The sequence below is a fragment of the Streptomyces sp. NPDC026092 genome, assembly GCF_040638605.1.
Classification (GTDB): Bacteria; Actinomycetota; Actinomycetes; order Streptomycetales; family Streptomycetaceae; genus Streptomyces.
In genome coordinates this window covers 122,456-148,608 of record NZ_JBEZYN010000010.1, presented here as the reverse complement: position 1 = coordinate 148,608, position 26,153 = coordinate 122,456, and the positions used below count along the sequence as shown (strand labels likewise).

At 73.8% G+C, this 26,153-nt stretch carries 22 protein-coding genes; 12 read left to right on the top strand and 10 right to left on the bottom strand.

Annotation, left to right across the window (positions count from 1 at the left end; all coding sequences use genetic code 11):
* Window positions 1-113: 113 nt before the first annotated feature.
* Both AB0F56_RS18740 and AB0F56_RS18735 read left to right on the top strand, forming a co-directional pair.
* Window positions 114-629, top strand: a complete 516-nt coding sequence (locus AB0F56_RS18740) for a hypothetical protein (protein ID WP_362010656.1) — start codon at window positions 114-116, stop codon at window positions 627-629.
* Between the two features lie 2 nt (window positions 630-631).
* Complete coding sequence (locus tag AB0F56_RS18735) at window positions 632-3,373, top strand: caspase family protein (RefSeq protein WP_362010653.1); 2,742 nt, start codon at window positions 632-634, stop codon at window positions 3,371-3,373.
* A 58-nt stretch (window positions 3,374-3,431) separates the two neighbouring features.
* Here the strand turns inward: AB0F56_RS18735 and AB0F56_RS18730 are convergent, their stop codons facing one another.
* Window positions 3,432-6,269, bottom strand: coding sequence for a hypothetical protein (locus tag AB0F56_RS18730; RefSeq protein WP_362010651.1), 2,838 nt, complete (start codon window positions 6,267-6,269; stop codon window positions 3,432-3,434).
* Window positions 6,270-6,555: 286 nt separating this feature from the next.
* Between AB0F56_RS18730 and AB0F56_RS18725 the strand changes: the two genes are divergently transcribed.
* The gene (locus AB0F56_RS18725; protein ID WP_362010648.1) at window positions 6,556-7,470 is read left to right on the top strand and encodes a diiron oxygenase; all 915 of its coding nucleotides are present in this window, start codon (window positions 6,556-6,558) and stop codon (window positions 7,468-7,470) included.
* A 91-nt stretch (window positions 7,471-7,561) separates the two neighbouring features.
* Window positions 7,562-9,214: an FAD-dependent oxidoreductase gene (locus AB0F56_RS18720; RefSeq protein ID WP_362010646.1), complete on the top strand. Its 1,653-nt coding sequence runs from the start codon at window positions 7,562-7,564 to the stop codon at window positions 9,212-9,214.
* Between the two features lie 20 nt (window positions 9,215-9,234).
* On the opposite strand, the gene AB0F56_RS18715 is transcribed toward AB0F56_RS18720, so the two are convergent.
* From AB0F56_RS18715 to AB0F56_RS18705, 3 genes are all read right to left on the bottom strand, one after another.
* Window positions 9,235-9,864 (bottom strand): DUF4232 domain-containing protein, encoded by a 630-nt coding sequence (locus AB0F56_RS18715; protein WP_362010644.1) that lies wholly within the window; start codon window positions 9,862-9,864, stop codon window positions 9,235-9,237.
* A 61-nt stretch (window positions 9,865-9,925) separates the two neighbouring features.
* Complete coding sequence (locus AB0F56_RS18710) at window positions 9,926-10,546, bottom strand: L-threonylcarbamoyladenylate synthase (RefSeq protein ID WP_362010641.1); 621 nt, start codon at window positions 10,544-10,546, stop codon at window positions 9,926-9,928.
* 89 nt (window positions 10,547-10,635) lie between these two features.
* Window positions 10,636-11,214 carry a Type-2Aa cytolytic delta-endotoxin gene (locus AB0F56_RS18705; RefSeq protein WP_362010639.1) on the bottom strand — a complete coding sequence of 193 codons (579 nt, stop codon included), beginning with the start codon at window positions 11,212-11,214 and terminating at the stop codon, window positions 10,636-10,638.
* 100 nt (window positions 11,215-11,314) lie between these two features.
* Here AB0F56_RS18705 and AB0F56_RS18700 point away from each other — a divergent pair, with 100 nt between their 5' ends.
* Window positions 11,315-12,556, top strand: a complete 1,242-nt coding sequence (locus tag AB0F56_RS18700) for a Tm-1-like ATP-binding domain-containing protein (RefSeq protein ID WP_362010637.1) — start codon at window positions 11,315-11,317, stop codon at window positions 12,554-12,556.
* Here the strand turns inward: AB0F56_RS18700 and AB0F56_RS18695 are convergent.
* Window positions 12,550-15,249: an FAD/NAD(P)-binding protein gene (locus AB0F56_RS18695; RefSeq protein WP_362010634.1), complete on the bottom strand. Its 2,700-nt coding sequence runs from the start codon at window positions 15,247-15,249 to the stop codon at window positions 12,550-12,552. The two genes, AB0F56_RS18700 and AB0F56_RS18695, sit on opposite strands and share 7 nt — an antisense overlap.
* A gap of 146 nt (window positions 15,250-15,395) precedes the next feature.
* Here AB0F56_RS18695 and AB0F56_RS18690 point away from each other — a divergent pair, with 146 nt between their 5' ends.
* A complete protein-coding gene (locus tag AB0F56_RS18690) occupies window positions 15,396-15,857 on the top strand; it encodes an Rrf2 family transcriptional regulator (RefSeq protein WP_362010631.1) in 462 nt (153 codons plus the stop codon).
* A 22-nt stretch (window positions 15,858-15,879) separates the two neighbouring features.
* Here AB0F56_RS18690 and AB0F56_RS18685 read toward each other — a convergent pair whose 3' ends face one another.
* Both AB0F56_RS18685 and AB0F56_RS18680 read right to left on the bottom strand, forming a co-directional pair.
* Window positions 15,880-16,176: an antibiotic biosynthesis monooxygenase gene (locus tag AB0F56_RS18685; protein WP_362010628.1), complete on the bottom strand. Its 297-nt coding sequence runs from the start codon at window positions 16,174-16,176 to the stop codon at window positions 15,880-15,882.
* A gap of 67 nt (window positions 16,177-16,243) precedes the next feature.
* A complete protein-coding gene (locus AB0F56_RS18680; RefSeq protein ID WP_362010625.1) occupies window positions 16,244-17,287 on the bottom strand; it encodes a M28 family peptidase in 1,044 nt (347 codons plus the stop codon).
* 107 nt (window positions 17,288-17,394) lie between these two features.
* Between AB0F56_RS18680 and AB0F56_RS18675 the strand changes: the two genes are divergently transcribed.
* Window positions 17,395-17,940: a hypothetical protein gene (locus tag AB0F56_RS18675; protein ID WP_362010622.1), complete on the top strand. Its 546-nt coding sequence runs from the start codon at window positions 17,395-17,397 to the stop codon at window positions 17,938-17,940.
* Window positions 17,941-18,014: 74 nt separating this feature from the next.
* Window positions 18,015-18,236: a hypothetical protein gene (locus tag AB0F56_RS18670; RefSeq protein ID WP_362010619.1), complete on the top strand. Its 222-nt coding sequence runs from the start codon at window positions 18,015-18,017 to the stop codon at window positions 18,234-18,236.
* Between the two features lie 6 nt (window positions 18,237-18,242).
* Here AB0F56_RS18670 and AB0F56_RS18665 read toward each other — a convergent pair whose 3' ends face one another.
* The gene (locus tag AB0F56_RS18665) at window positions 18,243-20,093 is read right to left on the bottom strand and encodes a S8 family serine peptidase (RefSeq protein ID WP_362010616.1); all 1,851 of its coding nucleotides are present in this window, start codon (window positions 20,091-20,093) and stop codon (window positions 18,243-18,245) included.
* Window positions 20,094-20,299: 206 nt separating this feature from the next.
* Here AB0F56_RS18665 and AB0F56_RS18660 point away from each other — a divergent pair, with 206 nt between their 5' ends.
* The 3 genes from AB0F56_RS18660 (at window position 20,300) to AB0F56_RS18650 (ending at window position 24,021) form a co-directional block, all read left to right on the top strand.
* On the top strand, window positions 20,300-20,965 hold the full coding sequence (locus tag AB0F56_RS18660) for a response regulator transcription factor (protein WP_362010890.1): 666 nt from the start codon (window positions 20,300-20,302) through the stop codon (window positions 20,963-20,965).
* The gene (locus AB0F56_RS18655; RefSeq protein WP_362010614.1) at window positions 20,962-22,290 is read left to right on the top strand and encodes a HAMP domain-containing sensor histidine kinase; all 1,329 of its coding nucleotides are present in this window, start codon (window positions 20,962-20,964) and stop codon (window positions 22,288-22,290) included. Before AB0F56_RS18660 ends, AB0F56_RS18655 begins: the two co-directional genes overlap by 4 nt.
* Window positions 22,291-22,368: 78 nt before the next feature.
* Complete coding sequence (locus AB0F56_RS18650; RefSeq protein ID WP_362010612.1) at window positions 22,369-24,021, top strand: alpha/beta hydrolase; 1,653 nt, start codon at window positions 22,369-22,371, stop codon at window positions 24,019-24,021.
* Between the two features lie 65 nt (window positions 24,022-24,086).
* On the opposite strand, the gene AB0F56_RS18645 is transcribed toward AB0F56_RS18650, so the two are convergent.
* A complete protein-coding gene (locus tag AB0F56_RS18645) occupies window positions 24,087-24,365 on the bottom strand; it encodes a hypothetical protein (protein ID WP_362010609.1) in 279 nt (92 codons plus the stop codon).
* A gap of 169 nt (window positions 24,366-24,534) precedes the next feature.
* On the opposite strand from AB0F56_RS18645, the gene AB0F56_RS18640 reads away from it, so the two are divergent.
* A complete protein-coding gene (locus AB0F56_RS18640; RefSeq protein ID WP_315890115.1) occupies window positions 24,535-24,726 on the top strand; it encodes a hypothetical protein in 192 nt (63 codons plus the stop codon).
* Between the two features lie 37 nt (window positions 24,727-24,763).
* On the opposite strand, the gene AB0F56_RS18635 is transcribed toward AB0F56_RS18640, so the two are convergent.
* The gene (locus AB0F56_RS18635; RefSeq protein WP_362010606.1) at window positions 24,764-25,978 is read right to left on the bottom strand and encodes an aromatic acid exporter family protein; all 1,215 of its coding nucleotides are present in this window, start codon (window positions 25,976-25,978) and stop codon (window positions 24,764-24,766) included.
* Between the last annotated feature and the right edge of the window lie 175 nt (window positions 25,979-26,153).

The window sequence follows — 26,153 nt, the reverse complement described above, 5'->3', positions numbered from 1 at the left end:
CACCAGTGTCGCGCGGCCTTCTCGACCGCCGCCGTTCGCAGCCGAATTCGGCCACTCGGCCACCTCGCGATCCGAAGATCCCGGTGTGGCGAACTCGCCTCCCTCACGTCACCTTGTGTGCCAATCTGCTCCAGGGCGCCACGGTGCCCCGCGAGGCGACGGAGGGGGACGGGGAGATGGAGCTGACGGTGGGGGTGGCGGACCCCGACGAGACGGCCGCCCTGCGGGACTTCTACCGCTGGCTGCGGAACGAGGAGGAGCCACCGGGCGAGGCGCGGCTCGGCGCGGTACCCGTACCGGGAGCCATGAGCGGCGGACTCGACGTCATCGACCTGGTGCTCACGCACTCCACCGGCCTGGCGAGCCTGGCGCTCGCGTTCGCGGGCTGGCGCAGGGCCCGCCGCAGCCGTGCCGCCTTCACCGTCACCAGGGCCTCCGACGGGCTCTCCGTGACCGTCGAGGACGGCTCGGAGGAGGCGGTACGGAAGCTGCTCCAGGCCCTGGCCGAACAGCCGACCGCCGCACCGGCCATCGAGCCGCCGTCCGACCACGGGGCCGACCCGGCCTCGCCCGCCCACGCCCCTCGAACGTCCCGGCCCGAGGACGAGGCCTCGCCGGAGGCCCGATAGCCGTGGAACTGGCAGACCCGAACCGCTCGTTCGCCGTGCTCGTCGGCTCGACGCGCTACGACCACGGCGACCTGGAGGACCTGCCGGCGGTGGCCGCGAACCTCCGGGACCTCGGCCGACTGCTCGAGGACCCGGACGTCTGGGGGCTACCGCCGGAGCGCTGCGTCCGCGTGGTCGACCCCGCCTCGCCGCAGGTCTTCCTGGACGCCATCCACGAGGCGGCCCAGCAGGCCACGGACACCCTGCTCTTCTACTTCGCCGGGCACGGACTGACTCCTCTGGACGAGGACGGGCTACTGCTCGCGCTGCCCTCCACCGACCCCGACCGCGCCTATTCGGCGGTCGACTACGCGCGCGTGCGCCGCGAGGTCCTCGGAACAGGACCGAGGGTCAACCGCGTGGTGATCCTCGACTGCTGCTACAGCGGCAAGGCCTTCGAGGGCGCCATGAGCGGGCCCGCGAGCGGCTCGGTCACGATGGCGGAACAGGCCAGGATCGCCGGCACGTACCTGCTCACCGCGTGTGCGGCCAACACGACCGCGCTGGCCGCCCCCGGGGAGACCCATACCGCGTTCACCGGCGAGCTGATCCGTCTCCTCGACCGGGGGTTGCCCGGCGGTGGGCCCCTCATCGGGGCCACGGACGTCTACGACCACCTGGTCGGCGAGCTGCGCGCCCAGGGCCGCCCGACACCACAACAGCGCCTCAGCAACACCGGCCGCCTGCTCTCCTTCGCCCGCAACCGGCACGGCCGTCACGACGAGGGCAAGCCCTCCGCCGACCATGCGCGGAACGGCGCAACGGGGTCGGCCGCCGCGTCCGTCCCCGTGATCCCGGCAGACATGCACGAACTCCTGCGCCGACCGCCCCGGTACGTCGCCCTGTACGCCGCGCGTCTCTACGGGACGGACCCGGCCGCGGGCCGTGGGCTCCTGAGGCTCGCCGCCCTCACCCGCCCCCCGCAGGAGACGGCCGCGCTCCTCTGCGGCCTACGCAAGGGGGGCAGTCCGGAGGCGGCCGAGACGGTCCTGGCCACGGCCGCCGAGGAACGATCGCCGCTCGACCTCGCCACGATCGTGCCCTCGCTCCGCGCGCTGAACGACGACGAGGCCGTCGCACGGCTGTTGCCCGCCATCGCCGAGCGACGCGGACCCGAGGACGTCGCGAGCACCGTCCGGGCCCTCCACGAGGACTCCGCGGGGCACGGCAGCCGCCCGGACGCCGACGCGCTCCTGGCCGCGGCGATGGCCACGCTCGCCACCACCGAGGCGGTGCTCGACCTGGCCGGCGCCCTGTGGTCGGCACAGCTCGACGACCACGCCACCACCGTCCTGCGCGCCCCCGCGGTCTCGTCCCCGGAGGAGACGTCCCGGCTGGCGGACGCCCTGCACTCCATCGGGCGCACCGCGGAGGCACTCGCCCTCCACCGCCAGATCTACGCGTTCCTCGCCCGCGACCCCGCCGAAGTGGTCCGGCTGCTGCGCATCCTGGAGCAGGCCGGCGCGACGCCCGACGCGCAGCGGCTCGTGCGGGAGGCCATGCGTGCCACCACGACCCTCCCGCGGATCATGGTGTTCTGCGAGGCCCTGTGGTCGGCCGGTCTGGGGGAGCACGCCCAGGACGCCCTGGCCGGGTACGCACGGCTGCTGAGCGCCCAGGACGTCATCGGCTTCGCCACGTTGCTGCAGGGGCAGGGCCACGACGACGCGGTCTCCCATCTCCTCGGCCACGCCGCGAAGCACCATCCGGTCGCCCGCACACCGGAGTTCGTCGATGCCCTGCGCGCGCTCGGACGTCCGCTGGACGCGCGCGGCCTCCTGACCGACGCCGCGCGGCGCGCACCCGAGGAGGTCGGCGAGCTCCTGGTGGTTCTCGACGCCCGCGGCGCCTCGCACGACGGGGATCACGTGCGGGACATGCTCCCGGCGGATCCTCTGCTGCTCGGCCGGGTGATCCGCGGCACGCTGGCGCTCGGCGCGCCATCGCGCGAGCTGGTCGAGAAGGTGTGCGGGCTCGCCGAACCCGAGTTCGCCCGGACACTCGTGACGCTTCCCCAGCACGGCCTCGGCGACGTGGTGGACCTGCTGCTGAGCCACCTGGTGCGCAGCGCTCCGGAGCAGGCGGACACCATGCTCAGGTCCGTGGAGCAGGTCGGCACGCCCCTGGACCGGACCGTCCTGCAGGCGAAGCTGAGCACGGCCGGGGCGCGGGTACCGCCTGTGCGGGGCGGGACGATCGGGGCTCTCCTGGGACTGCACAACCGTGACGGCCGGCGCATCCCGCTGACGGACCGCCCGCCCCTCTTCTCCGAGGAACAGGGCCGTGCGGTCATCGCCCTCTGCGAGGCGGGCCTCAGCGAGCTTGTCGGGGAAGTTCTGGCGAACTCCGCCCGCGGCATGACGACCCAGGAGATGCTCTCACTCCTGGGCTTGCTGGAGTCGGCGGGGCTCACCTCCGTCGCCCATGCCGTCATCGACGGAGCCCGCTGGATGTTCCCCGACCTGTACGAAAGGTTCATCAGAGCCATGCTCAACGGCGGCCTGCGGGCCTTCGCCGTGTACGCCCTCGAGTCCGCGCCGTCTCGGCTGACCGCCGCTCAGCACCATGCCCTGGCCGAGGCGCTCGGCCTCCCGGCTCCCGCCCGGCCCGCATCCGCGCTCCCCGCACCGACCCACACGGATGGCCCGCCTGCCGAGGCGCCTCCGCCTGCCCGCCGCAGGTTCGACCTCTGGCGCCGCCGCTGACGCTCGACCGGACGGCGCCCCGTTGCGGGCGCCGTCCGGTCGACGGGTGGCGCTCCCGCTACACGGCGTCCCGCACCGAGCCCGTGAACTCGGGGCCGTGGTGCGGCTCCCAGTTCTCGTCGTAGGTGGTCAGGCGGGCCCGCAGGGTCTCCGTGGGCTCGGCGACCGCGTCCGCGACGGTCGGGATCGACACCTCGACGCTCGTCTGTCCGGCGGGCACGTCCGCCCAGAGGCTCGCGGGCTCCCCGCCCCAACCGAGTGCGGAGAGCGGCTTGGGCGGGTTCGGGACGTCGCCGAAGAACTCCTCCAGCCAGGCCGGTGCGACGTCCGCGCTGGAGAGCTCGGGGCCGCCGGTGACCGGCAGGAGTTCGAGGACGCCGCCGACCTCGACGTCGGCGGGCGTGGACAGGTTCACCCGCCAGGTCAGGGGCTTGCCCTCGGTGACGTCGTCGGCGGCCGGGGTCACCGTGACCGTGGGCTTCGCGTCGTCGTTCTTCGCGGTGACCCCGCCACGGTGGGAGCCGACGGCCACGCCCTTGACGGCCTTGACGGAGATGTCCCGCGAGAGGTCGTAGCCGAAGCGGGTGTTGCCCTTGACCTCGACCGGCACGTCGATGGACTGGCTGCCCGGGCGGACCGTCACGATCCGGGACGTCACCTCGTCCGAGTCCGGCTTCGGGGTGAACACCCGGACCTGGCCGCTGCCCTGGCCGGTGACGTGGACCGGAACGCGGTGGGTCCGCACGCCGGAGTCGCCCTCGTCCACGGTCAGCCGGCCGATGTCGATACGGGGCATCGCGCCGGGCTTGACGGCCGGGGTGCCGGGGCGCCAGCCCCAGGCGTCCATCAGCCAGGCCTGGCCCGAGCCGCCCCTCGGGGTCAGTTCGAGGCTCGTGATCCGCGTCAGGTCCAGCTTGGACCGGGAGGCCAGGGCCAGCGGTACGCGGACCTCACGGCCCCAGTGGGAGGCGGTCCGGTCGCTGCCCGGGAGCCCGTCGATCTGCGCCCGGCCGAGCGGTGCGCGGCGGCCGTCGGCGTCGACGAGCGCGATGTCCAGGCGCGTACCGGTGGTGTTGGGCGGCACGATGACGCGGAGCGCCAGCGAGCCGGAGCCCTTGAGGGAGACCGGGCGCTCGGAGCGCAGGGTCACCTTGGTCCCCGTACCCGTACCCGACCAGCGCAGGGCGACGGCGTCGCGGCCCGGTTCGGGCGAGGCCTCCCAGAACGCGAAGTGCGGCGACCGGCCGCCCGTTCCGTCCTCGTTCTCCGGCAGGCAGGCGCGGGCCGGATCAGGATCGATCTGCGCGCAGAGCCGGCCGCCGCCGGTCACGGTGAGCCCGGGGCCGGGCAGGAAGCCGGGGGCGCGGTGCCCGCCGACGGCGTGGCTGAGGACGCGCGCGGGACCGGCCGAGAGGACACGGCGGCCGGTGCCGTCGAGCAGCGGACGGACCCGGTCGTCACCGCCGACGAACAGCTGGGCCGCGGCGGCGATGTAGGTCGCGCCCACGGTCTGCTGCTGCGTCGCGGTCAGCCGGGTCTTGGTGCCGGGCGAGCACACCGGGTCCTGCGCGTCGTCCGAGGAGAAGTCGTCGAAGGCGGGCGCCTCCGCCTGGCCCGGAGTCCACTCGCTGTTGAAGTAGTTGTGGTTGGCGCCGACCATGTAGACCGCGCTCTGCAGCGCGGCGCCACGGCTCACGCCGCGGGTGCCGTCGACGTAGATCTGGCCCTGGAGGTCGGAGACGTCGCCGTCGCAGCCGGGGAGCATGGTCATCGAGGGCACGTCCGGGGCCGGGTTCTGGCCGAAGATCGTGGGGCCGATCAGGACGTTGCCGCGGATCGTCCAGCGCGCCGGGCCGGGGGCTCCGTCCTGGTCGGCCGGGGGCCGGTGCAGGCTGTCGAGCGCCGCGCGGTTCACGCCCTCGCCGCCCCGGGAATGGCCGACGAGCAGGACGCGGGAGAGGTCGGCGGGGGCGGTGGCCCGGACGGCCGCCGGGGCGCCGGCGGGCTTGGCGGCCCAGTCCGCCCATCGGCCCAGGTGCTGCCGTACGAGGGACGAGCGGGCCTGCGCGCCCGCGTCGTCGGCCGCGTGGTCCTGGGCGTTGATGCCGTTGGCGGAGATGGAGACCGTCACATAGCCCTGGGAGGCGAGGAGTTTCTGGGCGGCCAGGTAGCCCTTGTGGCTGGGGATCGGCTTGGTGCCGGGGCCGCAGGGCCAGGCGCCGGTCACCTCCTCCCCGGGGCCGTAGCAGGTGCCGTGGCGGCCGTGCAGGAAGAGCGCGAGCGGTCGCTTCCCGGGTGCGCCGGTGGGTCCGACGACGACGGCGCGCATCTCGATCGGCTCGGCGTATCCGGGCAACCGGACGGCCGGCAGGTCGTATTCGCCGCTGACGGTGCGGTACGCGCCGGGCTTGCCGGGGTCGACCGGGTTGAGCGGCAGGGGCGGTTCCACCCGCGCCGAAGGGGCGTCGGGCCTGCTCCGGGGGGCCTTGCTCGCGGCGTCCGCGTCGCCCGGGGTGCCGGCGTCCAGGCGGCGCCCGGCGGCCATGACCCGCAGGTCCTTCGCGGCGCCCAGCCGTACGCCGTCGGCCTTCAGCCGGAACGCGCGGCCGTCGGCGGTCGGTGCGGGGCTGCCGAGGAGCCTCTTGCCCGAGTAGAACTCGACGCGGGCGTCGCCCATGGGCACGGGTTCGGCGGCCGTCCAGACGAGCTCCCGGTCGGCGCCCTCGCCGGTGACCCGCCAGCCCTCGGGCAGCGTCCCGTCGACGCCACCGGCTCTCTCGCCGCCCGCTCGGGACAGGGGGCCCGGGGACGGTTCGGCGTACGCCGGGAGTGGCGCCGCCGCGGCCAGGGCGACTAAGGCCACGGCCGTGGTCACCACACGTGTGACACGTATCAAAGCGGTCTTCCTCACGATCGGTTCTGTCGGGACACCTCGTGGCAGCTCAGGACACCTCGGGGTTCCCTCTCGTGACCGGAGGACGGCAACCGGTGGGCGTGGGTTGCCTCGTGAGGCGGGAGAAGACCGGGCGCGTGGAGAGTTCGGCGGGAAATCGCTGCACGGGGGTAGGCCTGCCGGACCCGCTTGTTATACGTTCCGTCTAACAGCTTGCTAGACGCCGCATCTAATAAGTCGTGCGGCGTCTCGATCCGATCGATCCGAGCCGAGAGCCAAGGAGCCGCACATGCCGCGCAGCACCGCCCCACGGGAGAGCGAGGACCGGCACGTCGAACAGGAGGTCGCCCGGCGGCTGCTCGACTCGGCCGCGCAGCTCTCCTACGACCCGGCCACCGAGGTGGACTGGGACACCCCGCTGGACAAGGACTTCCACGGCGCGAGCCCCGAGTGGAGCACCCTCTACGGCACCGCGTACTGGGGCGAGTTGACCGACGCACAGCGCAAGGAGCTGACGCGCCAGGAGGCCGCGTCGGTGGCTTCCACCGGCATCTGGTTCGAGATGATCCTCCAGCAGATGGTGCTGCGCGACATGTACGCCAAGGACCCGACCGACCCCCGCTTCCAATGGGCGCTCACCGAGGTCGCCGACGAGTGCCGGCACTCGATCATGTTCGCGCGCGGCGCCGCGAAGCTCGGCGCCCCGGCCTACCGTCCGCACCGGCTCGCGATCGAACTCGGCCGCGCCTTCAAGACGGTCGCCTTCGGCGAGGCGGCGTACGCGGCGATCCTGGTCGCCGAGGAGGTCCTCGACGTCATGCAGCGCGACTGGATGCGCGACGAGCGGGTCGTGCCGTTCGTCCGCACGATCAACAACATCCATGTCGTGGAGGAGTCGCGGCACATGAAGTTCGCCCGCGAGGAGACCCGCCGACGGCTGCGGGGCGCGAGCGGGGCACGCCGCCGGTTCCACGCACTGGTCATCGCCATCGCCTCGTACGTCATCGTCACCAGCATGGTGGGCCGGAAGGTCTACGAGAGCGCGGGCCTCGACGTCGAACGTGCCGTCGCCGAGGCGAAGGCGAACGAGCACCACAAGTCCCTGATGCGGTCGAGCTGCGCGGGCCTGATGGAGTTCCTGGCCTCCGCCGGGCTGCTCACCCGGCCGGCGCTCGCCTTCTACCGGCGCGCCCACCTGATCTGACCGCGGGCGGACCCACGCGACCAGCCCCAGGCCCGTCCCCGCCCGAAGCCGTAGCAATCCGAGCCGTAGCGACCCGAGCTGAGCCGACGACATGACCTACGCCATCACCCAGACCTGCTGCAACGACGCGACCTGCGTCGCCGTGTGCCCCGTCAACTGCATCCGTCCGACGCCCCAGGAGCGGGAGTTCGGCTCCACCGAGATGCTCCACATCGACCCGGCGACCTGCATCGACTGCGGCGCGTGCGCCGACGCCTGCCCGGTCGACGCGATCTTCCCCGTGGACAGCCTCTCCCCCGCCCAGGCCGGGTACGCAGCCGTCAACGCCGCGTACTTCGCCGACAAGGAGCCGCTCGAAGCGGCCGCGCCGGGCCCGAACTTCCACTCCTGGGGCGCGCCTGCCTTCGAGCGGAGCCTGCCGTCCGACTTCGCGCCGATCCGGGTCGCGATCGTCGGGACAGGCCCGGCCGGGATGTACGCGGCGGAGGACCTGCTGCTCCACACCAACGCCGAGGTGACCCTCGTCGACCGGCTGCCCGTGGCGGGCGGTCTCGTCCGGTACGGCGTGGCGCCCGACCACCCCGCGACCAAGAAGGTCGGCGACACCTTCGCCCGCTTCCACACCCACCCCCGGGTACGGCTGCGCCTCGGCGTCGAGGTCGGCAAGGACGTCACGGCGGAGGAACTCGCCGCGCACCACGACGCGGTGGTGTACGCCGTCGGCGCCTCCGCCGACCGCAGGCTCTCCGTCCCCGGCGAGGAGCTGCCCGGCAGCGTCCCGGCGACGGAGTTCGTGTCCTGGTACAACGCCCACCCGGAGACCGCCCCCGACGCGATCGACCTGACCGGCGCCGAACGGGTCGTGGTGGTCGGCAACGGGAACGTGGCCCTCGACGTCGCCCGGCTCCTCGTCATGGACCCCGAGGCGCTGGCCGGCACCGACATCGCCGACCACGCGCTCGCGGCCCTGCGCGGATCCCGGGTGCGCGAGGTCGTGCTGCTCGGGCGCCGGGGCCCGGAGGACGCCGCGTACACGGCCTCCGAACTCCGCGCCCTCACCCACCTGTCCGGGGTACGCCTCGTCGTCGACGACCACGACCCGCGCACCGGCGCGGCGATCGACGGCGCGGCGCCGGGAGCGAAGGCGGCGCTGCTGCGGGGCGTGGCGCGGGAGACCGTCGACTGGACGCGGCCGGCGGGCCCGGACCGGCGGATCGTCCTCCGGTTCCACTCGGCGCCCGTGGCCCTGGTCGGGGAGGACACGGTGCGGGGCGCGCGGGTGACGGAGGGTCCGGGCGAGCGCGAGATCCCGGCGGGGCTCGTCCTGCGGGCGGTCGGCTACCGGGGCGTGCCGGTGCCGGGGCTGCCCTTCGACGAGGCGACCGGCACGGTGCCGCACGAGCGCGGCCGGGTGGCCGGGATGCCCGGGACGTACGTCGTCGGCTGGATCAAGCGCGGCCCCTCGGGCGGAATCGGGGCCAACCGGACCTGCGCCGCCGAGACGGTCGGCACGCTCCTCGCCGACGCCGTGGCGGGGGCCCTGCCCGCTCCGTCCCGTACGGCGCGGGCGTTCCGGCGCCTGGTGCGCGGACGCGCCGAGGTCGTCGACGCCCGGGGTCTGGCCGCGATCGACCGCGCCGAACGGGCCAAGGGCCGCGAGACCGGCCGCCCACGCGTCAAACTCACCACGGTGGCCGCCCTGGTGGCGACGGCCCGCCGTCCCCGTCTGCGCCTCCCCAACTGACCTGCCAGTGCGCGAACCTGTCAGTCCGCGACCTTCTCCCAGGCCGTCGTGCCGAGCAGGCCGGTCTCGCCGACGTCGAGACCGCCCTCCGGCACCACGGTCTGGCGGGCCACGCCAGGGGCCGGGGCGATCTCGACGTACACCCCGCTGCCCCGCTGGGTCGCCGGGTCGACGGCCGAGTACCGCCAGGCGAAGACGGAGCGCGCGGACTCGCCGGGCTTCAGCGTCACGGGGTGCGGTCCCGGGTCCTCCATCTGCGCGATGGGGCCCGTCCCCTTGAGGACGGTGACGTCCATGGGCTGCCGGTTCATGTCCCGTACCCGTACGTCCGGATACCCGTTGACGCGCTGCTCCCCCGTACCGCAGTTGGTGATGGTCACCGGCATCGCGCGCAGTCCCATGGCCGCGTTGACCATGCCGGTCGTCACGTTCACCCCGGTGGCCGGGCAGCCCTCCGGGGCGGTGGCGGTGGGCGGTTCCAGCGGCGGGGCGACCGACGGCTCGGCGGCCACGTCCGCCCCGGCGGTCGCGTGGACCCCGGTCCGCTCGGGGTCGGCCTCGCGGTCGAGTTCGGCCCCGAGGCCGCACCCGGCGGTCAGGAGGGCGGCGGCCAGCAGGACCATGCCGTGCCGCGGAGATATGACGGTCATCCCGCGATCATCACACGGCGGCCGGCACGGGCGGGGCGGGGCGGGGCGGGGCGGGGCGGGGTTACTCGAACCGCGAGGTGTCGCCGGCTCCTCGGCGTACGATCTCCGGCTCGCCCTCCGAGAAGTCGATGACGGTCGTCGGCTCCGTACCGCAGTCGCCGGAGTCGAGGACGGCGTCCACCGCGTGGTCGAGCCGCTCCTTGATCTCCCAGCCCTGGGTCATCGGCTCGTCCTCGCCGGGCAGGAGGAGCGTGCTGGAGAGCAGCGGTTCGCCGAGCTCGTCCAGGAGGGCCTGGGTGACGACGTGGTCGGGGATGCGGACACCGACGGTCTTCTTCTTCGGGTGCAGCAGCTGCCGCGGGACTTCCTTCGTCGCCGGCAGGATGAAGGTGTAACTGCCGGGCGTCGCCGCCTTCACGGCGCGGAACACGTCGTTGTCGATGTGCACGAACTGGCCGAGCTGCGCGAAGTTCTGGCACACCAGCGTGAAGTGGTGGCGGTCGTCGAGCTCGCGGATCGCGCGGATCCTGTTGATGCCGTCGCGGCTCCCGATGCGGCATCCCAGCGCGTAGCAGGAATCCGTCGGGTACGCGATGAGCGCGTCGGAGCGGATGCTGTCCGCCACACTGCTGATGGTGCGCCGCTGGGGGTTCTCGGGGTGCACGTCGAAGTACTTCGCCATGCGGGGCAGTCTAGGTTCTTCGGCGGTTCCGGCCCGGGACGGCGGGCCGGTGCGGTTCCCCGCACGTTCGGGCGACGGGGAGGCGACCGTCAGGCCGCGAGGCGCAACTCCTGGCGCAGGACTATGGCGTTGAGCCGGATCGCGTACGGCGCGATGTCCATCAGCTCCAGGGCGGCGGCCCGCTCCTTCGCCAGATCGACGGTCACGTCGATGCAGAAGGCGATCGCGTACATGTGGTCCCCGGTCTCCTCGTCCTGGAGGGCGAAGAACAGGTCGCGGTAGTAACGCGTCCGGTCCGGGCCCTCCTCGTAGTACGAGAGTCCCGGCTCGCCCTCCTGCGCGGCGAGGCCGGTGAAGGCGTCGGCGAGCTCCTTCTCGACCGTGTCCCAGAACGAGGCCTCGGCGAACTCGCCGGGCAGCGCCTGGCGCACCGCCTCCTTGAGGGAGAGCACCATGACCATGACGGGGGCCTGCTCCTGGAGTCCCCAGCCGCGCACCATCTTCACGACGGAGCTGTCCGGGATCGCGGCGGCGGCCCGGTGGATGTTCTCGAAGTCGAAGTTGACGGTGGCGGGCGCGATCGCCTGCTGGAACAGCCGGTCGATGGCCCGGGCCTGGTCGAGATGGTCCGGGCCCACCTCTATGACGGTCTTGAAACTTGCGGCCATGACATTCCTCCTTGTGGGTGATCAAGAGGGGTCAGTATGCCGTCTGGCGTCCGGCTGCCACAGTCTTGTCGTCATGTCGACTTGGACGGACAGTACGGGGATGGCGATCGTAGTGCTGGTGGGCACGCTGGACACCAAAGGGCTGGAGTACGGGTGGCTGCGCGAGCGGCTGGAGAGCCGCGGGGTCGAGGTCATCATGGTCGACACGGGGGTGATCGGGGCTCCGCGGATACCCGCGGACGTCCCCCGCGCCGAGGTGGCGCGGGCGGCGGGTGTGGAGCTCGACCGGTTACGTAGCGAGGGGGACCGGGGCGCGGCGGTGACCGCGATGGCGCGCGGGGCGGCCGAGGTCGTGCGGCGGCTGCACGCGGAGGGCAGGCTGCACGGGGTGCTGGCGCTCGGCGGCAGCGGCGGCACGTCGATCGCGACGCGGGCGATGCGGGCGCTGCCGCTCGGGGTGCCGAAGGTGATGGTCTCGTCGATGGCCTCGGGCGATGTCGCGCCGTACGTCGGTTCGTCCGACATCACGCTGATGTACAGCGTGGTGGACATCGCCGGGGTCAACCGGGTCTCGGCGCCGATACTGGCGAACGCCGTCGACGCGGTGGCGGGCATGGCGCGCGGGTACGCCGAGGCGACGGCGCCCGCGGTACGGGACGACCGGCCGCTCGTCGCCGCGAGCATGGCGGGCGTGACGACCCCCGGGGTGGACGCGGCCCGGGCGCGGCTGACCGAACTCGGCTACGAGGTGCTGGTCTTCCACGCGAGCGGGGCGGGGGGCCGGACGCTGGAGTCGCTCGCCGAGCAGGGGCTCTTCGCGGGCGTCCTGGACCTGACGCTCTGCGAGCTGGCGGACGACCTCTGCGGGGGCATCCTGACGGCAGGCCCCGACCGGCTGCTCGCCGCCGGACGCGCGGGGATCCCGCAGGTGGTGAGCCCCGGCGCGCTCGACATGGTGAAGTTCGGGCCGCTGGACACGGTCCCTGAGCGGGTGTTGGACCGGGACGTGCGGGTGCACAACCCGTCGATATCGGTGGTGCGGACGACGGCCGAGGAGTGCGCGGAGCTCGGCGCGCGCGTCGCCGTGAAGCTGCGCTCGGCGACCGGGCCCACGGCGGTGTGCCTGCCGCTGCGCGGCCTGTCCACGCTGGGCGCGCCGGGCGGGCCGTACCACGATCCGGTCCTGGACGAGGTCGTGTTCGACGCGGTCAGGGACGGGTTGCGGGGCAGCCCGGTCGACGTGGTCGAGTTCGACACCCACCTGAACGACCCGACGTTCGGCCGCGCGGCGGCCGAACTGCTGCACCGCCTCATCGAGGGGCACGGGCCTCCCCGTCAGTGAGGGAGGTCGGCCAGGCGGCGGCGGTCGAGCGGCGAGGAGCGGCGGTCGAGGCGTTCCTCCAGGAGGTGGCGGGCCGCGTCGCACTGGCCGGCCTCCAGGAGGGCGTGGAGCAGGGTCTCCTCGACGACCTCGCGCTGCGCGGCGCTGCCGCCCACCCGGCGCAGGGTGGGCAGCAGTCCGCGCAGTCCGTCGACCGCCGCCGTCCACCGTTCCTCCAGGACGGCTTCGAGCGCGTGGCAGAGCGGGGCGATGACCTCGCGCTGGACGGCGTCGGCCCCGGCGGCGTGGGCGCGCAGGCGCCGGAGCGCGGCAAGGTCGCCCGCGGCGGTGAGGGCGACGGCGCTGTGCAGGGCGGTGAACGCGGTGGCGGGCCGTTCGAGGAGATCGCGGGCGACGGCGTCGAGCACGCCGTCCACGGGGACGTCGCCGGTCCAGTTCCGGGTCATCCGGGCCCGCCACAGCAGCGAGCCGGAGTCGACGAGGGCGCGTACGCCGTTGACCTGGCGCGGCGCGAGCTGGGCGAACCAACGGCGGCGTACGGCCGCGGTGTCGTCCAGGGCGAGTTCGTGCAGGGCCACGTGCCAGGAGAAGTGGGCCCGGTGCACGGCGCCCCTGCCCTGGCCGCCGATCCAGCCGTCGAGCCAGTCGCGGCCCGCGCGGTGGGCGCCGGACTCGTAGTGGACGTGGGCGAGGGCGTGGGCGGCGTGCCCGGAGGCGGGTTCGGCGGCCAGGGCGGCGGTGGCGAGGAAGCCGGCCTCGTCGACGCGCCCCTGCTCCTGGCGGAGGAAGGCGAGCAGCGAGGTGGGGAACCAGTGGCCGTCGTAGGCGGGCGCGGTGTGCTCGACCAGGCGCTGGGCGAGCGTCCCGTCGAGGTCGCCGACACCGGAGAAGGCGATCGTGGGGACGGCGATGGACAGGGCGAAGGCGTCGACCGGGTGCCGGTCGAGGTGGTCGACGAGCGCCCGGTCCCCGTCGTCACCCGATGGCTCGATCCTGCGGGTCACCACGTCCACGAACGAGCGCTCCCGCTCGTCCCCGCGCTCGGCGACTCCGCGCTGGGCGTCGGCGAGTTCGCGGTGTACGTCGACGTCGGCGCCGCACTCGTGGCCGAGGAGGGCGAGCGCGGCGTGGCCGAGGGCGAAGCCGGGGTCGAGCGCGGTGGCCCGGGCGAACGCCTCGGCCGCCTTCGCCCGTACGGTGACCACCCGGCCGAGCCCGCTGCGGTAGGCGGCGGCAGCGGCGGCGTGGGTGGAGAGCGGCAGCCCGAACTGGTCGGTGGGGCGGCGGCGGGTGGGCTGCGGGGCGCGGGTGAGCGGGGCGAGCACGGCCTCGGCGATCTCCCGGGCCTGGGCCCTGATCTCGGGGATCGCGGTCGTCTCCCACAGCTCGCCGCGCCGGGACGCGCCGAGGGTGAACAGCGGCCGGTGCGTGGCGCCTCCGGCGTCGCGCAGACGGCCCGCGTCGGTGGCGACGCCGATGCCGAGGGGTCCCGGCGCGGCGAGTCCGCCGTCGACCAGACTGCCCCAGAGCGGATCGGCGGCGGCGTCGAGCCGCAGCCCGGGCCCGGTGCAGTCCACGACCCACGCCACCGTCAGCTCCCGCCCGTCGGCGAGCCCGACGCGAATCCGCCCGTCGTCCAGCGGCTGGGCGGCGGTGATCCGGCCCGCGTGGATGCGGAGCCGGTGGGCGGCCCGCGCCCGGGCGATCGCCTCGGCGGTGGCCGGGGCCATCCGGTGGCGGTGGACGTTCCAGCGGGTCGCGTCCCGTTCGAGGAACTCGGCCCGTTCCTCGTCGGTGAGGCCCTGCCAGAGCGCGCCGATCACGGGCCGCAGCCCGTCGAGGGCGGGGCGCCAGTCGCCGTGGTCGCGCATCGAGGCGGCGAAGTGGCGCCGGAGCGCGGTGCGCAGCCGGTGCAGCGGGAGGGCGGTGAGGCCGGGGGGCGGGGGTACGGGCGGCAGTGGGGCGACGGCGTGCGGCCGGGGCAGGAGCCCGCTGCGGGAGAGGGCGTGCACGGTGCGCCCGGGCCGGTCGAGGACCAGCGCGAGGTCGACGGCGGTCAGCCCGGCGCCCACGAGCAGCACGTCCTCGTCCGCCCCGACGACGTCGAGCGCGCCGGGCGCCCACGGGCCGGCGATGAACCGCGCGGAGCCGAGCAGTTCGGCGGGCGCCCAGCGGGCGGCCCCGGCGGTGGGCCCGGTGGCGAGGACGACGCTGTCGGCGGTGACGCTCGGGCCGTCGTCGACCCTCACCTCGAACCGCCCGTCGCCGGTCTGCGAGCAGCCGGTCGCCCGGGCCCGCACACGCCGTACGGAGACGGTGCCGTGGGCGGTGATGACGGCGCGGCCGAGGGTGTCGGCGAGGTAGGAGCCGAAGCGGTAGCGGGAGGCGAAGTCCGCGGCGGTGACGGTGGATTCACCGTGCCGGCAGAGCCAGCGCCGGAAGTGCCCGGCGTCGTCGGGATAACAGCTCATACCTCCCACCGGCACGTTGAGCCGGTGCTCGGCGACCTCGGTGGCGTAGGCGGTCCCGCGTCCGGCCTCGGCCGCGGGGTCGATCAGGACGAGATCGACCGGGGTCCGCCGCCGGGCGGCCGTCTCGCACAGCTGAACGGCGACCAGAGCCCCGGCCGCGCCGGCGCCGACGACGGCCACGGTCGGTCGCGGACGGGGGGACGCGGTGGGGGACGTGGGCACGAGGAACCTCCGGCCTGACGAGCACGCACACGTCATGCGCACTACGTACTGCACTATGTCGATGAACAATATGAATCGACAAGAGCGCACCGTCCCTTCACCCACCGGCCTGATCGGTTTCGCGCCAGCCGTGAGACATTGAGGCGGTGAGGATCTCAGCACGAACGGACTACGCGGTCAGGGCCATGGCGGAGCTGGCCTCCTCCCCCGACCGGCCGCTGAAGGCCGAGGAAGTCGCCGGACGCCAGGACATCCCGGTCCGCTTCCTCTTCGTCGTCCTCAGCGAACTGCGCCAGGCCCGCCTGGTCCGCAGCGTGCGCGGCCCGGACGGCGGCTACACCCTCGCCCGCCCGGCCACGGAGATCACCCTCGCCGACGTCCTCCGCGCGATGGACGGCCCCCTGGTGAGCGTCCGCGACCTGAAACTGACGGGCCTGGAGTACCGAGGCGCGGCGGCCCCCATGCCGGACGTCTGGCGCGCGGTACGAGCAAGCCTCCGCCACGTCCTGGAAGGCACCACCCTCGCGGACCTGGCCTCCGGCACCCTCCCGGCACTGGTCCAGGACAGGGCCCGCGAGTACACGGACGACGTACGGACGTATCCGTAGCGGCGCCGCGTGCGGCCGGCGGCTACCGCCCGGGAAGGCCGAGTTCGCCGCCCTGGTAGAAGGCTTCCGTCTCCTCCACGACGTACGGGGCCATCGTCTCGCGGCGGGAGCGTTCGGCTTCTGAGGAGCGCCAGGCGTCGCAGGCCTCCTGGGAGTCCCAGAGGGAGACGCCGGTGATCTCGTGGCCGTCCTCGGTCCAGTAGGCGTAGGCCCGGTGCAGGCCGTCGGGGGCGAAGCCGGGGCGCCAGGCTCGTTCGAACTCGTGCAGGGTGCCCGGCTTGATGCGGCGCGTGGTCACCCAGACAAAGCGCTGCTCCATCGCGGCCTCCTTGTCGTGCTCCTTCGACCACGGTAGGTCGGGCGCGCCGGTTCCGCCTCCGAGGCGGCTACCGGTCGTGACCGGGTGGGCGCCAGAGGGCGGCGGTGACCGCCGTGGCGACGGCTACGGCCGTGAGGCGCGTGGGGTCGACCGTGTCGGGGGTGTCCGTGGGGCGGTGGTAGTGGGGGTTGCGGAAGTTCGCGGTGCCCGTGAGGAGGGCGGCCGGGATGCCGGCGCTCCAGTACGCGGCGTGGTCGCTGCGGCCCAGGTGGTTCAGCGGGGGTACCGCGAGACCGGCGAGGGTGCCCAGGGGGCCGTCCGGGCGGGGGTCGCGGAGGGTGACGACCGGGAGTCGGGGGTCGGCGGCGCCGGCCGCCCGCCGCCAGAGGCCGGCCGCCGCGTCGGAGGAGCGGCGGTGGACGATCAGGGTGAAGTCGCCGCGGCTGTCGCGGGCTTCGACGGCTCCCGCCGCGCCCCGGAAGAGGGTGCCGAAGCCCGCCGGGATCGCCTGCGTGCCGGGCGCGTCGGCGAAGCAGCCGACGGCCTCCAGGCAGAGCATGCCCGAGACGCGTCGGCCGTGGCGCGCCGCGCGGGCGGCGACGTGGGCGCCGACGAAGCCCAGCTCCTCCATGTCGAAGCAGGCGAGCCGCACCCGGGGCGGCCGGGGCAGCCCGCCGAGCAGCCGGGCGACCTCCAGGAGGGCGGCGACGCCGGAGGCGTTGTCGTCGGCGCCGGGGCTGCCCACGACGGTGTCCAGGTGGGCTCCGACGAGCACGGCGGGGCCGTCGTCCGCGCCCGGCAGCTCGGCCAGCAGGTTGGCCCCGGTGAGCCGTCGGTGCAGGCGGAACCGGAGCGGTGACAGGCTGCCGCCGCCGGGGCGGTCGCTGCAGCCCGGGCGCCACCGGACGTCGAACGGCTGCCGCTCGGTCGTCCAGCCCGCCTCCGCGAGCCGCTCCGCCACATGGGCCTCGGCCCTGAGCATGGCCTCGGGCGCGTGGATCCGGCCGCGCGGGCGGTCGGCGAGGAACGCGACATCGTCCCGCAGGCGCGCGGGATCCGCCCGCCGGGTCAGCTCCCGGACGAGGCCGGGCACGTCGGGGCCTGCCTCCATGCCGTCGATGGTCGCGCACGCGGCGCGCGGGTGCGCGTCCGGGCAACCACACTGGGGGTTCTGCCGTCCCTCTCCATACGATCCCCTCCACCGGAAGGACCCCCGGCATGGCGACGCTCGATCCCATCACTCGTAGGCTCAGGCGCCTCTTCGCGGTCCTGGACACCGACGAGGACGGATTCGTCACCTGGTCCGACCACCGGCGCGTCGTCGAGGCGTACGCCACCGCGTACGGGCTGCCGACGGACGAGCCCCGGATCCAGGCCCTGGAGCGGGCGTACTGGGCGCAGTGGCTCGGCCTGCTCACCCAGTCGGTGCCGGGCATCGAGCGCCTCGACCAGGACGCGTTCGTGGCGGCGCACCGCGCCGTGGGCTACGACAACGACCGGCCCGAGCTTCTGGAGAACCTCGCGGCGGCCATCTTCCGCATCATGGACACCAAGGCCGACAAGCGGGTCAGCGGGGACGAGTTCGCCGCCTACCTCGCCGTCTGGGGCGTCTCCGGTGACGAGGGGTCCGTTGCCTTCGAACGGCTGGACCTGGACCGGGACGCGTACCTCTCGCAGCGGGAGATCGCGCGGTCGCTGCGCGCCTTCCATCTCCACAACGACAACCTGAACACCCCGGGCGGCATCTTCCTCGGCGTGTACTGACGCACCTGCGGGTCGGACACGCCCCGGCGCGTGCTGGCCGTGCGCGCGGCCCTCGGGTGTGGTCGGATCGGCGCATGGACGTCACAGAGGCGAGCGACGGTTCGCCGGGGCCCGAGGGTTCCGGGGACCGGCGCCGTGCCGCGCGGCGGGCCGTCGCCGGCCGGACGGCCGACGCGGCCGAGCTGGCGGAGTTCCTCGACATACTCGATCTGCGGCCCGAGGTCGACCACCTCTACTCCGGCAAGGAGTCCGGGCGCCCCCGCCGCGACGGCGGAGGGCGCCCGGGGAAGGCCTAGAAGGTCCTAGAAGGTCAGGTTCCAGGCGTCGATCTTTCCGGTGTCCTGGCTGGCGTTGTCGTTCACACGGAGCTTCCAGACGCCGCCCGCGACCTCGGAGGAGGCGTTGACGGTGAAGGTCTGGACGATGTTGTCCGTGCCGCTGCCGGTCCGGTTGTGCACGGTGTACACGGTGCCGTCGGGGGCGACCAGGTCGACCTTCAGGTCACCGATGTACGTGTGCTTGATGTCCACGCCGACCTTCAGGGTGGCCGGGGCGTTGCCCGTCACCCCGCTGACCGTGATCGAGCTCTCGACGGTCGCGTTGTCCGCGACGGTGACGTCGGTGAGGTTCTCGAAGTACTTGCCGGGAGGCGGGGTGGTGCCGCCGACGGCCTTCAGGGCGTCGACCCGGCCCTCGCCGAAGAAGCTGTTGTTGGCCGTGGTGCCGGTGCACCGGCTGTCCGACGGGCAGGCCAGGTCGGTGGCCTGGACGCCCAGCTTCGTACGGATGTCGGCGGGGGTGTCGCTCGGGTTCGCGCTCGCGAGGAGCGCGGCCACGCCCGCGACGTGCGGGGCGGCCATGGAGGTGCCGCTCAGCGAGGAGTACTTGCCGCCGGGGACGGTGCTGTAGACCGACTCACCGGGCGCCGACACCTCGATGACGTTCCGTCCGAAGTTGGAGAAGGACGCCTTGGACGAGCCGTTGGTGCCGTTCGCCGCGACCGTGACGACACCCGGCAGCTCCGCCGGGATGTCCAGGCAGTCGTTGGTGATGGTCCGGCTGACCGGGGTGGAGTCGTTGGGCGAGGAGGTGTCCGTGGTCTTGTTCGCCAGGTCGACGTTGGAGTTGCCGGCCGCCGCGACCTGCAGCGAGCCCTTGCCCTCCGCGTACTTCTGGGCGCGGCCCACACCCTCCAGGATGGCCGCCTGGTCCAGGTTGTTGGGGCAGTTGAACTGCCACGGGTCCGTGTAGTAGCTGTTGTTGGTGACCTTGAAGCCGTGGTCACCGGACCAGACGAGGCCGCAGATGGTGTTCTCCGCGAAGAACAGGGTGCTGCCCGGCTCCGCGATGCGCACCGAGGAGATCTTCACGCCCGGCGCGACGCCGATGGCGCCCTTGCCGTTCTTGGCGGCGGCGACCGTGCCGGCCACGTGCGTGCCGTGCTGGTCCACGTCGCGCCAGGCCCCGGCCCGGGTGTCCGCCTTGCCGTAGGCGCAGGAGACCGAGTCGGCGGCGTTGAAGTTCGGCGCCAGGTCCTGGTGCTGGTCGTCCACGCCGGTGTCCAGGATGCCGACCTTGACGGTGGGCGAGCCGGTGGTGACGGCCCAGGCCTGGTCGGCCTTGATCTGCGTCATGTCCGAGCGGACCGGCTCGGTGGCAGGCGGAGCCGACTGCGACGGGTTGCTCGGCAGCGTCGGGTTGTAGGCGTCGGCCGGGACGTCGGAGGTGCGGGTGGCGCCGACCTGCTGGACGCCGGAGACCGTACGCATCGTCGAGGCGAAGGTGCTCGACGTGGAGTGCGCCACGACGACACCGATGGCGTCGAAGTACGAGAAGACCGAGCCGCCGTTGCTCGCGACCGCCGTGCGGACGGCCGTGGTGTCACCGGGAGCGGTGATGACCAGGTACGCGCGGGTGCCGGCCGCCCAGGCCGCCGTGGCGGCGGGAGCGGCGGCCGCGCGGGTCGCCGCGGCTGCTGCCGACGCGGCGGACGCTGCGGTGGTCAGGGGCGCCGCCGAGGCGGACCTGGGCTCCGGGATGCCGGCCGGAGCGGCCTGGGCGGCTCCGACGGGCGCGGCGAGCGCGACGACCGCTCCGAGGGCGGTGACGGCCGTGGCCGGGAGTCTCAGCCTGCTGGATATGTGGGAAAACAATGCGTCCTCCGATGGCCCGGTGACGCTGGTGGCGCCGGCCGGGCCCTGTGATGTGTGGGGTGGACGCAAGATCCCAGAGGGCGTGAGCGGAAGGAAGCCTTCAGTCCGACAAGCCTGTTGGCGTTACACAGTGTTGACCTGATGGAACATCAGGTGAGGTGGATTTCGGTGCCGTTGGGCGGTTCGTTAGGGTGGGCGCCGTGCGGGTGCTACTGGTCGAGGACGACGGGGATCTGCGTTTCGGGGTGGCCGCCGCGCTGCGCGCCGCCGGGTTCGCCGTCGACGAGGTGGCGGACCTTCCGCAGGCGGACGAAGCGCTCTTCGTCACGCCCTACGACTGCGCGGTCTTCGACCGCATGCTGCCCTCCGGGGACGCGGCCGAATACGTCGCGCGGCTGCGCCGCCGGGGCGGCGCCGTGCCCGTGCTCTTCCTCACCGCCCGTGACACCGTCGCCGACCGGGTCGGGGGCTTCGCGAGCGGCGGTGACGACTACCTGGTCAAGCCGTTCGCCGTGCCCGAACTCGTCGCCCGGGTGGGCAGTCTGTGCCGCCGGGCGGCCGTCGTCCGGCCGCCGGTCCACCACGTCGCCGACCTGGAGATCGACACCGCGCGCCGCCAGGTCCGGCGCGCCGGGGTCCTGCTGACCCTGACCGGGCGGGAGTTCGCCGTCCTGGAGGTCCTCGCGGCCCGCGGCGACCAGGCGGTGTCACGGGCCGAGCTGATCGAGAGCTGCTGGGACGAGATGGCGGAGCCGCGCTCCAACGTCCTGGAGGTCCTGGTCTCCCAGCTCCGCCGCAAGCTCGGCGACCCGCCCCTCATCCGTACCGTACGAGGCCTCGGCTACCGCCTTGCCCCGCCGGGGCCCGAGTGAGCGGGCGCCGGGCGCTCACGCCGACCGGGCGGGTCCGGCGGCTGCGCCTGCGCATCACCGCCCTGTTCGCGCTCACCAGCGCGGCCGGCCTGGTCACGATGGCCGTCCTCGCCGTGCGCAGCGACGACGCGCGCTGGCGCGACCAGCTCGACCAGGGGATGAACCTCGACACCACGCAGGCGATCGGCCTGCTCAGGTACGACGAGGACGACCGCCTCGACACCACCGACCTCGTCGGGACGATGGACACCGGCTGCCCGCAGCTGACCGTGCTCTCCGTGCCCCGGGACAGGTCCTCAGGCGCCGTCGTCGACCACTCCGGGCCGCGGCCCTGTCTGGAGGCGCGCCCGGCCGACGTCCGGGGCCTCGCCGAGACCGCCGTGCGCCGGGAGGAGGCCGTCGCCGTCGACGGGCGGTCGGTGGACGGGCGGCGGGTCCGGCTCTTCGCAGAGCCGTTCTTCGCGCCCGACGCCGAGGGCCCGGAGGGCAGGGACGGCGCGGTCGTCACCCTCTACGAGGCCACGGAGGCGCTCTCCGACCACCGGCGCACGACGTGGCTGCTCACGGCCGGCTGCGCGGTCCTCGTGGTGCTGTCGGCGGCGGTCGGCCATGTGCTGTCCGGTCGGGCGATCCGCCCGGCGCTGACGGCCCTTGGGCAGCAGGAGGCCTTCCTCGCCGACGCGGCCCACGACCTGCGGACCCCGGTCGCCTCGCTGCGGATGCTCGCCGAGACCGCGCTACGCGGCGACACGGACAGGACGGAGGTGCTGCGCCGGACGATGCGGCTCGCGGACGGCATGGGCGGCCTCGTGGACGGGCTGCTCACCCGGGCCCGTCTGATGACCGGGGTGCAGACCCTCGCGCGGGAGCCGCTGCGGCTCGACCAGTTGGTGGAGGCGGTGGTCGAGGACGCCCCGACGGAGGGGCATCGCGTGACCGTACGGACCGAGGAGGCGGTCGTCGTGGCCGACGCCGACCTCGTACGCCGGGCGGTGGCGAACCTGCTCGGCAACGCCCTCACCCACGGGCACGCGCCGGGCGAGGCCGCCGACGTACGGTTCGAGGTCGCCCTGGCGGGAAGGGAGAGGCGGGAGGCGACCGTGACGGTGGAGGACGCCGGTCCCGGTCTGCCGCCGGGGGTGGCGGACACGCTGTTCGAGCGCTTCCGCAGCGGGTCGGGGTCGACGGGGCTCGGCCTGTCCATCGCCTCCTGGGTCGCCCACGCGCACGGCGGGAGCCTGACGGCCATGAGCGGAGAGCGCGGCAGTAGCAGTGGTGGTGGCGGGGCCCGGTTCGTGCTGCGCCTGCCGGTCGACGGCGGCTGAGGTCTCCTCACGAAAACCTCAGCATCGCCCCGCGAAGCTGAGGCGTACCGCACCGCCAGGTCTCCCAGGAGCACTCCCGTGAAGCGCCAAGCCCGTCCTCGCACCGCCCTCGCCCTGACCCTCGCCGTCCTCGGCGCCACCACGCTCTCCGCCTGCACGGCGGCGGGGCCGAAGACACCGGCGGCGCCGAACGACGGCAGCTCCACCGCCGCCGTCGACCCGGCCACACGACCGGAGTTGAGGCGCTTCTACACGCAGCAGCTCAAGTGGACCGCCTGTGGCGACTTCCGGTGCGCGCGGCTCACCGTCCCCATGGACTACGACGACCCGACGAACGGGCGGACCTTCGTGCTGCCGGTCGCCAAGGCGACGACCGCCGATCCGAAGCGGCGCGTCGGCTCCCTCGTGTTCAACCCCGGCGGCCCCGGTGGCTCCGGGGTCGACCACCTCAAGGACGGCGGCGCCGACTCCTTCGGCGCCCCGGTGCGCGAGCGCTTCGACATCGTCTCCTTCGACCCGCGCGGTGTGGGAGCCAGCACCCCGGCCCTGACCTGCGAGGACCGCAAGGAGAAGACCGAGCAGGCGCCGGAGGGCTCGGGCGCCCCGGACGCCCCGAGCGCCGGGCACCCGCTGAGCCCGCGTACCGAAGCCGACCGGGCGGACGTCCTCGACGGAGCCCGAGCGGCGGCGGCCGCGTGCGTCGAGCGGAGCGGCTCCCTCCTGCGGCACGTCGGGACCCGGGACGCGGCCCGCGACCTGGACGTGCTCCGGGCGGCCCTCGGCGAGCCCCGGCTCAGCTACCTCGGCTGGTCGTACGGGACGAGCCTGGGCACCTCGTACGCCGAACAATTCCCGCGCCGCGTACGGGCGTTGGTCCTCGACGGGGCGATCGACCCCGCGCTCGACTGGCGCACCCGGGCGCAGGGCCAGGCCGTCGGATTCCGCCGGGCCGTCGACGACTACGCCACGCACTGCGCCGAGATCGTCGGCGCCGACGGCTGCCCGGGGGCGACCCCGGACGAGATACGCGCGGTGATCGACGGACTGTTCACGCGGACCGCGCGCTCCCCGCTTCCCGTGGACGGAGCCGAGGCCGGCGTCGACGAGCGGATGCTGATCGACGTGCTGTCGATGGCGATGTACACGCCGGAGGAGCAGTGGAAGGGCCTTTCGGAGGCGCTGGCCGCGGCCGACGGCGGCGACGGTACGAAGGTGGCGGCGCTGGCGGAAGGAGAGGCCGATCCCGAAGGCGGGGCGGAGGACTCCGAAGGCGAGGCTGCTCCCGAAGGGGGGCCCGCGGCGCCCGCCGTGCCCGCCGACAACGAGGAGGCCGCCCTCCTCGCCGTGAACTGCGCCGACACCCCGCACCCCCGGGCGGCCCAGCCGTACTGGGACGCCCTCGCCCCGGCGGAGAAGGCCGCGGGCCGGTACGGCACCACCAGCGTGCTCGACTCCCTGACGTGCAAGGACCTGCCGGCCGGGACGCAGCTGCCGCACCGCGTCCGCGCGGAGGGCGTGCCGCCGGTCCTCGTGGTGGGCACCACGGGCGACCCGGCGACCCCGTACGAGGAGTCGAAGAGCCTGGCGGCGCAGTTCCCCGGCGGGATGCTCCTGACGTACGAGGGGGTGGGCCACACCGCGTACGGTCGTGGCGGTTCCTGCGTGGGCGACGCCGTCGACGCGTATCTCGTCGACCTGAAGCCGGTCCGACCCGGCACGACCTGCCGGTAGAGCGGTCGGTTGAGCTGCCTGTAGAGCTGTCGATTGAGCTGCCCGTCGAGCTGAGGGTTGAGCGGTCAGAAGAGCCGCGGGGACATGACCTGAGCGTCGGCGCCCGGCACTTCGAGGACACAGCGGGGGATGCCGGGCCCGGCGGTGGCCCGGACCGACGCCGGAGTCGGCGGATCGGTCGGCAGTTCGATGTGCACGGTCACCGGGCGGTCCCCGCTCGTCGTGGCGTAGCCGGTCTCCTTGCCGTCGACCAGGACCTCCACCACGGCCTTGTGGCCGGTCTGGACCGTGACGCTGACCGAGTGCCCCGCGTGGTCGATGTGGAAATGGTGGCGTCGTCTCATGGGGTCGCCTCCGACCGGGTCGCCGTCACGCCCCTCGCTCCAGGGTAGCCATCAGGCACTCGGGCGGCCTCACGTGCCGCGTCACCCGAACAGCCGCCCTCCGGGCGTGCAACCCACGGTCGGTCGGGTGCACTGGAGGGGCAACCGTCCGCCGAGCATGGAGACGACCATGTACGAAATGCACGTCGGCATAGCACCCCGGGACGGGGTCTTCGTCTGGCACGTGGCCGCCATCGGCAAGGCGACCGCCCTCTGCGGGCAGTCGCTCCACGAGGAGCCGCTCGAGGAGCGTGAGAGGACCGACCGTCACTGCACCCCCTGTATGAGTTCTTTTCAGGAGCTGATGAACGACCGGCGGTGACTGCCGGAATTTCCCTGTGCCCGATCCCCACGACCCCTCACACCCCCAGTCGGTCGTAGAACGCCGACAGCCTCGGCCGCCGCTCGGCGCGTTCGCGCGAGTGGCGGTCGAGTTCTTCCATGAGGCGGCGTCCTCGCTGGTCGAGGTCCAGTTCGTCGAGGATCCGGTCGATCTCGGCGAGCAGCGCTCCGTACAGCTGCCATTGGCGCGGGTCGCGCTGGACGACCCGGAGCAGCAGCTCCGCCGCGTGGTCGCGGACCGCGCGGGCCGCGCGGAGTTCACCGGCGAGCCGTTCCTCGGCCGCGTCGGCGTCCGCGCTGACGTGGGTGGAGACGAGGACGGCGAAGCTCACGAGGGTGTCGGCGATCCGGGCCAGGAGGTCTTCGAGGGCGACCGCGACGTCCCTCGGGAAGAGTTCGTCCTCCTCGCGTTCCTTGGCGAGGTCGGTGAGCGTCCTGGCGAGGACGCGGAGGACGACGGCGCAGATCTCCAGGGTGTCGAGGCCGGTGCGGAGCACGATGCGGTACAGGGCGCCCTCCTTCTCCTTGACCCGGGGGTTGAACCGGAGGCTGTCCTCGGCCTGGCGCAGCGCCGCGTCGACGTCGGCCACGTCGTTGTCGAGGCGGCGGGCCTCGTGCAGCCGGGCGGCGGCACGGGCGACGGGCGTGGGGGTGGTGAGGTCCATGCCGATGCCGAGCAGGAGCCGGCGCATGCGGCGCGCCAGGTCCTCGATGGACTCCCCCGCCGTGTCGACCCAGACCGGTGGGACGAGGACGGTGTTGAACAGCAGGCCGACGACGGCGCCGATGAGGGTTTCGAGGACCCGGTCCCAGGCGGTGTTGGTGACCTGGGTGACGCCGAGGACGAGCATCGCGCTGATCGCGACCTCGGGGACGAACTCGTCGACGCGCACGAAACGGCCCACGACCAGCGACGCGAGGATGATCAGCCCGAGGCTCCACCAGGTCAGGCCGACCAGGGCGCTGAAGGCGATCGCGATGATGACCCCGACGACCACCGCGTTGACCCGTCGGATGCCGGTGGTGAGCGTGGAGTACAGGGTGACCTGCACGACGAGCAGCGCGGTGAGCGGCGCGGTCAGCGGGGCGGCCTCGCTGCTCAGCTGGAGGGCGACGACATAGGCGATGGTGGCCGCGGCGGTCGACCGGATGGTCTGGACGACCACGGGCTCCCGGCGGCGCGCCCACAGCTCGGTCCCGGCTCGTCGTAGCGCCGCGCGCACGTCCCTCACCCTGTCAGGCTTTCGCAAGGGGCGACTCTTCGCATGCCGTGCGCGGGGCGTGCATCGGTCGGGCGCGGGGACGGGCGTGCCGGAATGGCGATCTCGCCGGGGTTACGGTGGGATGAGAGCGATCACGCGTCCACGACGGATGGATAGGTTGTGTCGACCTCGAGCCATGCGGTGT

Bases quoted from the DNA above. Each gene is read 5' to 3' on its own strand.
- AB0F56_RS18725 (WP_362010648.1), top strand. From the start codon at position 6,556: ATGCCGCGCAGCACCGCCCCACGGGAGAGCGAGGACCGGCACGTCGAA.
- AB0F56_RS18720 (WP_362010646.1), top strand. From the start codon at position 7,562: ATGACCTACGCCATCACCCAGACCTGCTGCAACGACGCGACCTGCGTC.
- AB0F56_RS18715 (WP_362010644.1), bottom strand. From the start codon at position 9,864: ATGACCGTCATATCTCCGCGGCACGGCATGGTCCTGCTGGCCGCCGCC.
- AB0F56_RS18710 (WP_362010641.1), bottom strand. From the start codon at position 10,546: ATGGCGAAGTACTTCGACGTGCACCCCGAGAACCCCCAGCGGCGCACC.
- AB0F56_RS18705 (WP_362010639.1), bottom strand. From the start codon at position 11,214: ATGGCCGCAAGTTTCAAGACCGTCATAGAGGTGGGCCCGGACCATCTC.
- AB0F56_RS18700 (WP_362010637.1), top strand. From the start codon at position 11,315: ATGGCGATCGTAGTGCTGGTGGGCACGCTGGACACCAAAGGGCTGGAG.
- AB0F56_RS18685 (WP_362010628.1), bottom strand. From the start codon at position 16,176: ATGGAGCAGCGCTTTGTCTGGGTGACCACGCGCCGCATCAAGCCGGGC.
- AB0F56_RS18680 (WP_362010625.1), bottom strand. From the start codon at position 17,287: ATGGAGGCAGGCCCCGACGTGCCCGGCCTCGTCCGGGAGCTGACCCGG.
- AB0F56_RS18675 (WP_362010622.1), top strand. From the start codon at position 17,395: ATGGCGACGCTCGATCCCATCACTCGTAGGCTCAGGCGCCTCTTCGCG.
- AB0F56_RS18670 (WP_362010619.1), top strand. From the start codon at position 18,015: ATGGACGTCACAGAGGCGAGCGACGGTTCGCCGGGGCCCGAGGGTTCC.
- AB0F56_RS18645 (WP_362010609.1), bottom strand. From the start codon at position 24,365: ATGAGACGACGCCACCATTTCCACATCGACCACGCGGGGCACTCGGTC.
- AB0F56_RS18640 (WP_315890115.1), top strand. From the start codon at position 24,535: ATGTACGAAATGCACGTCGGCATAGCACCCCGGGACGGGGTCTTCGTC.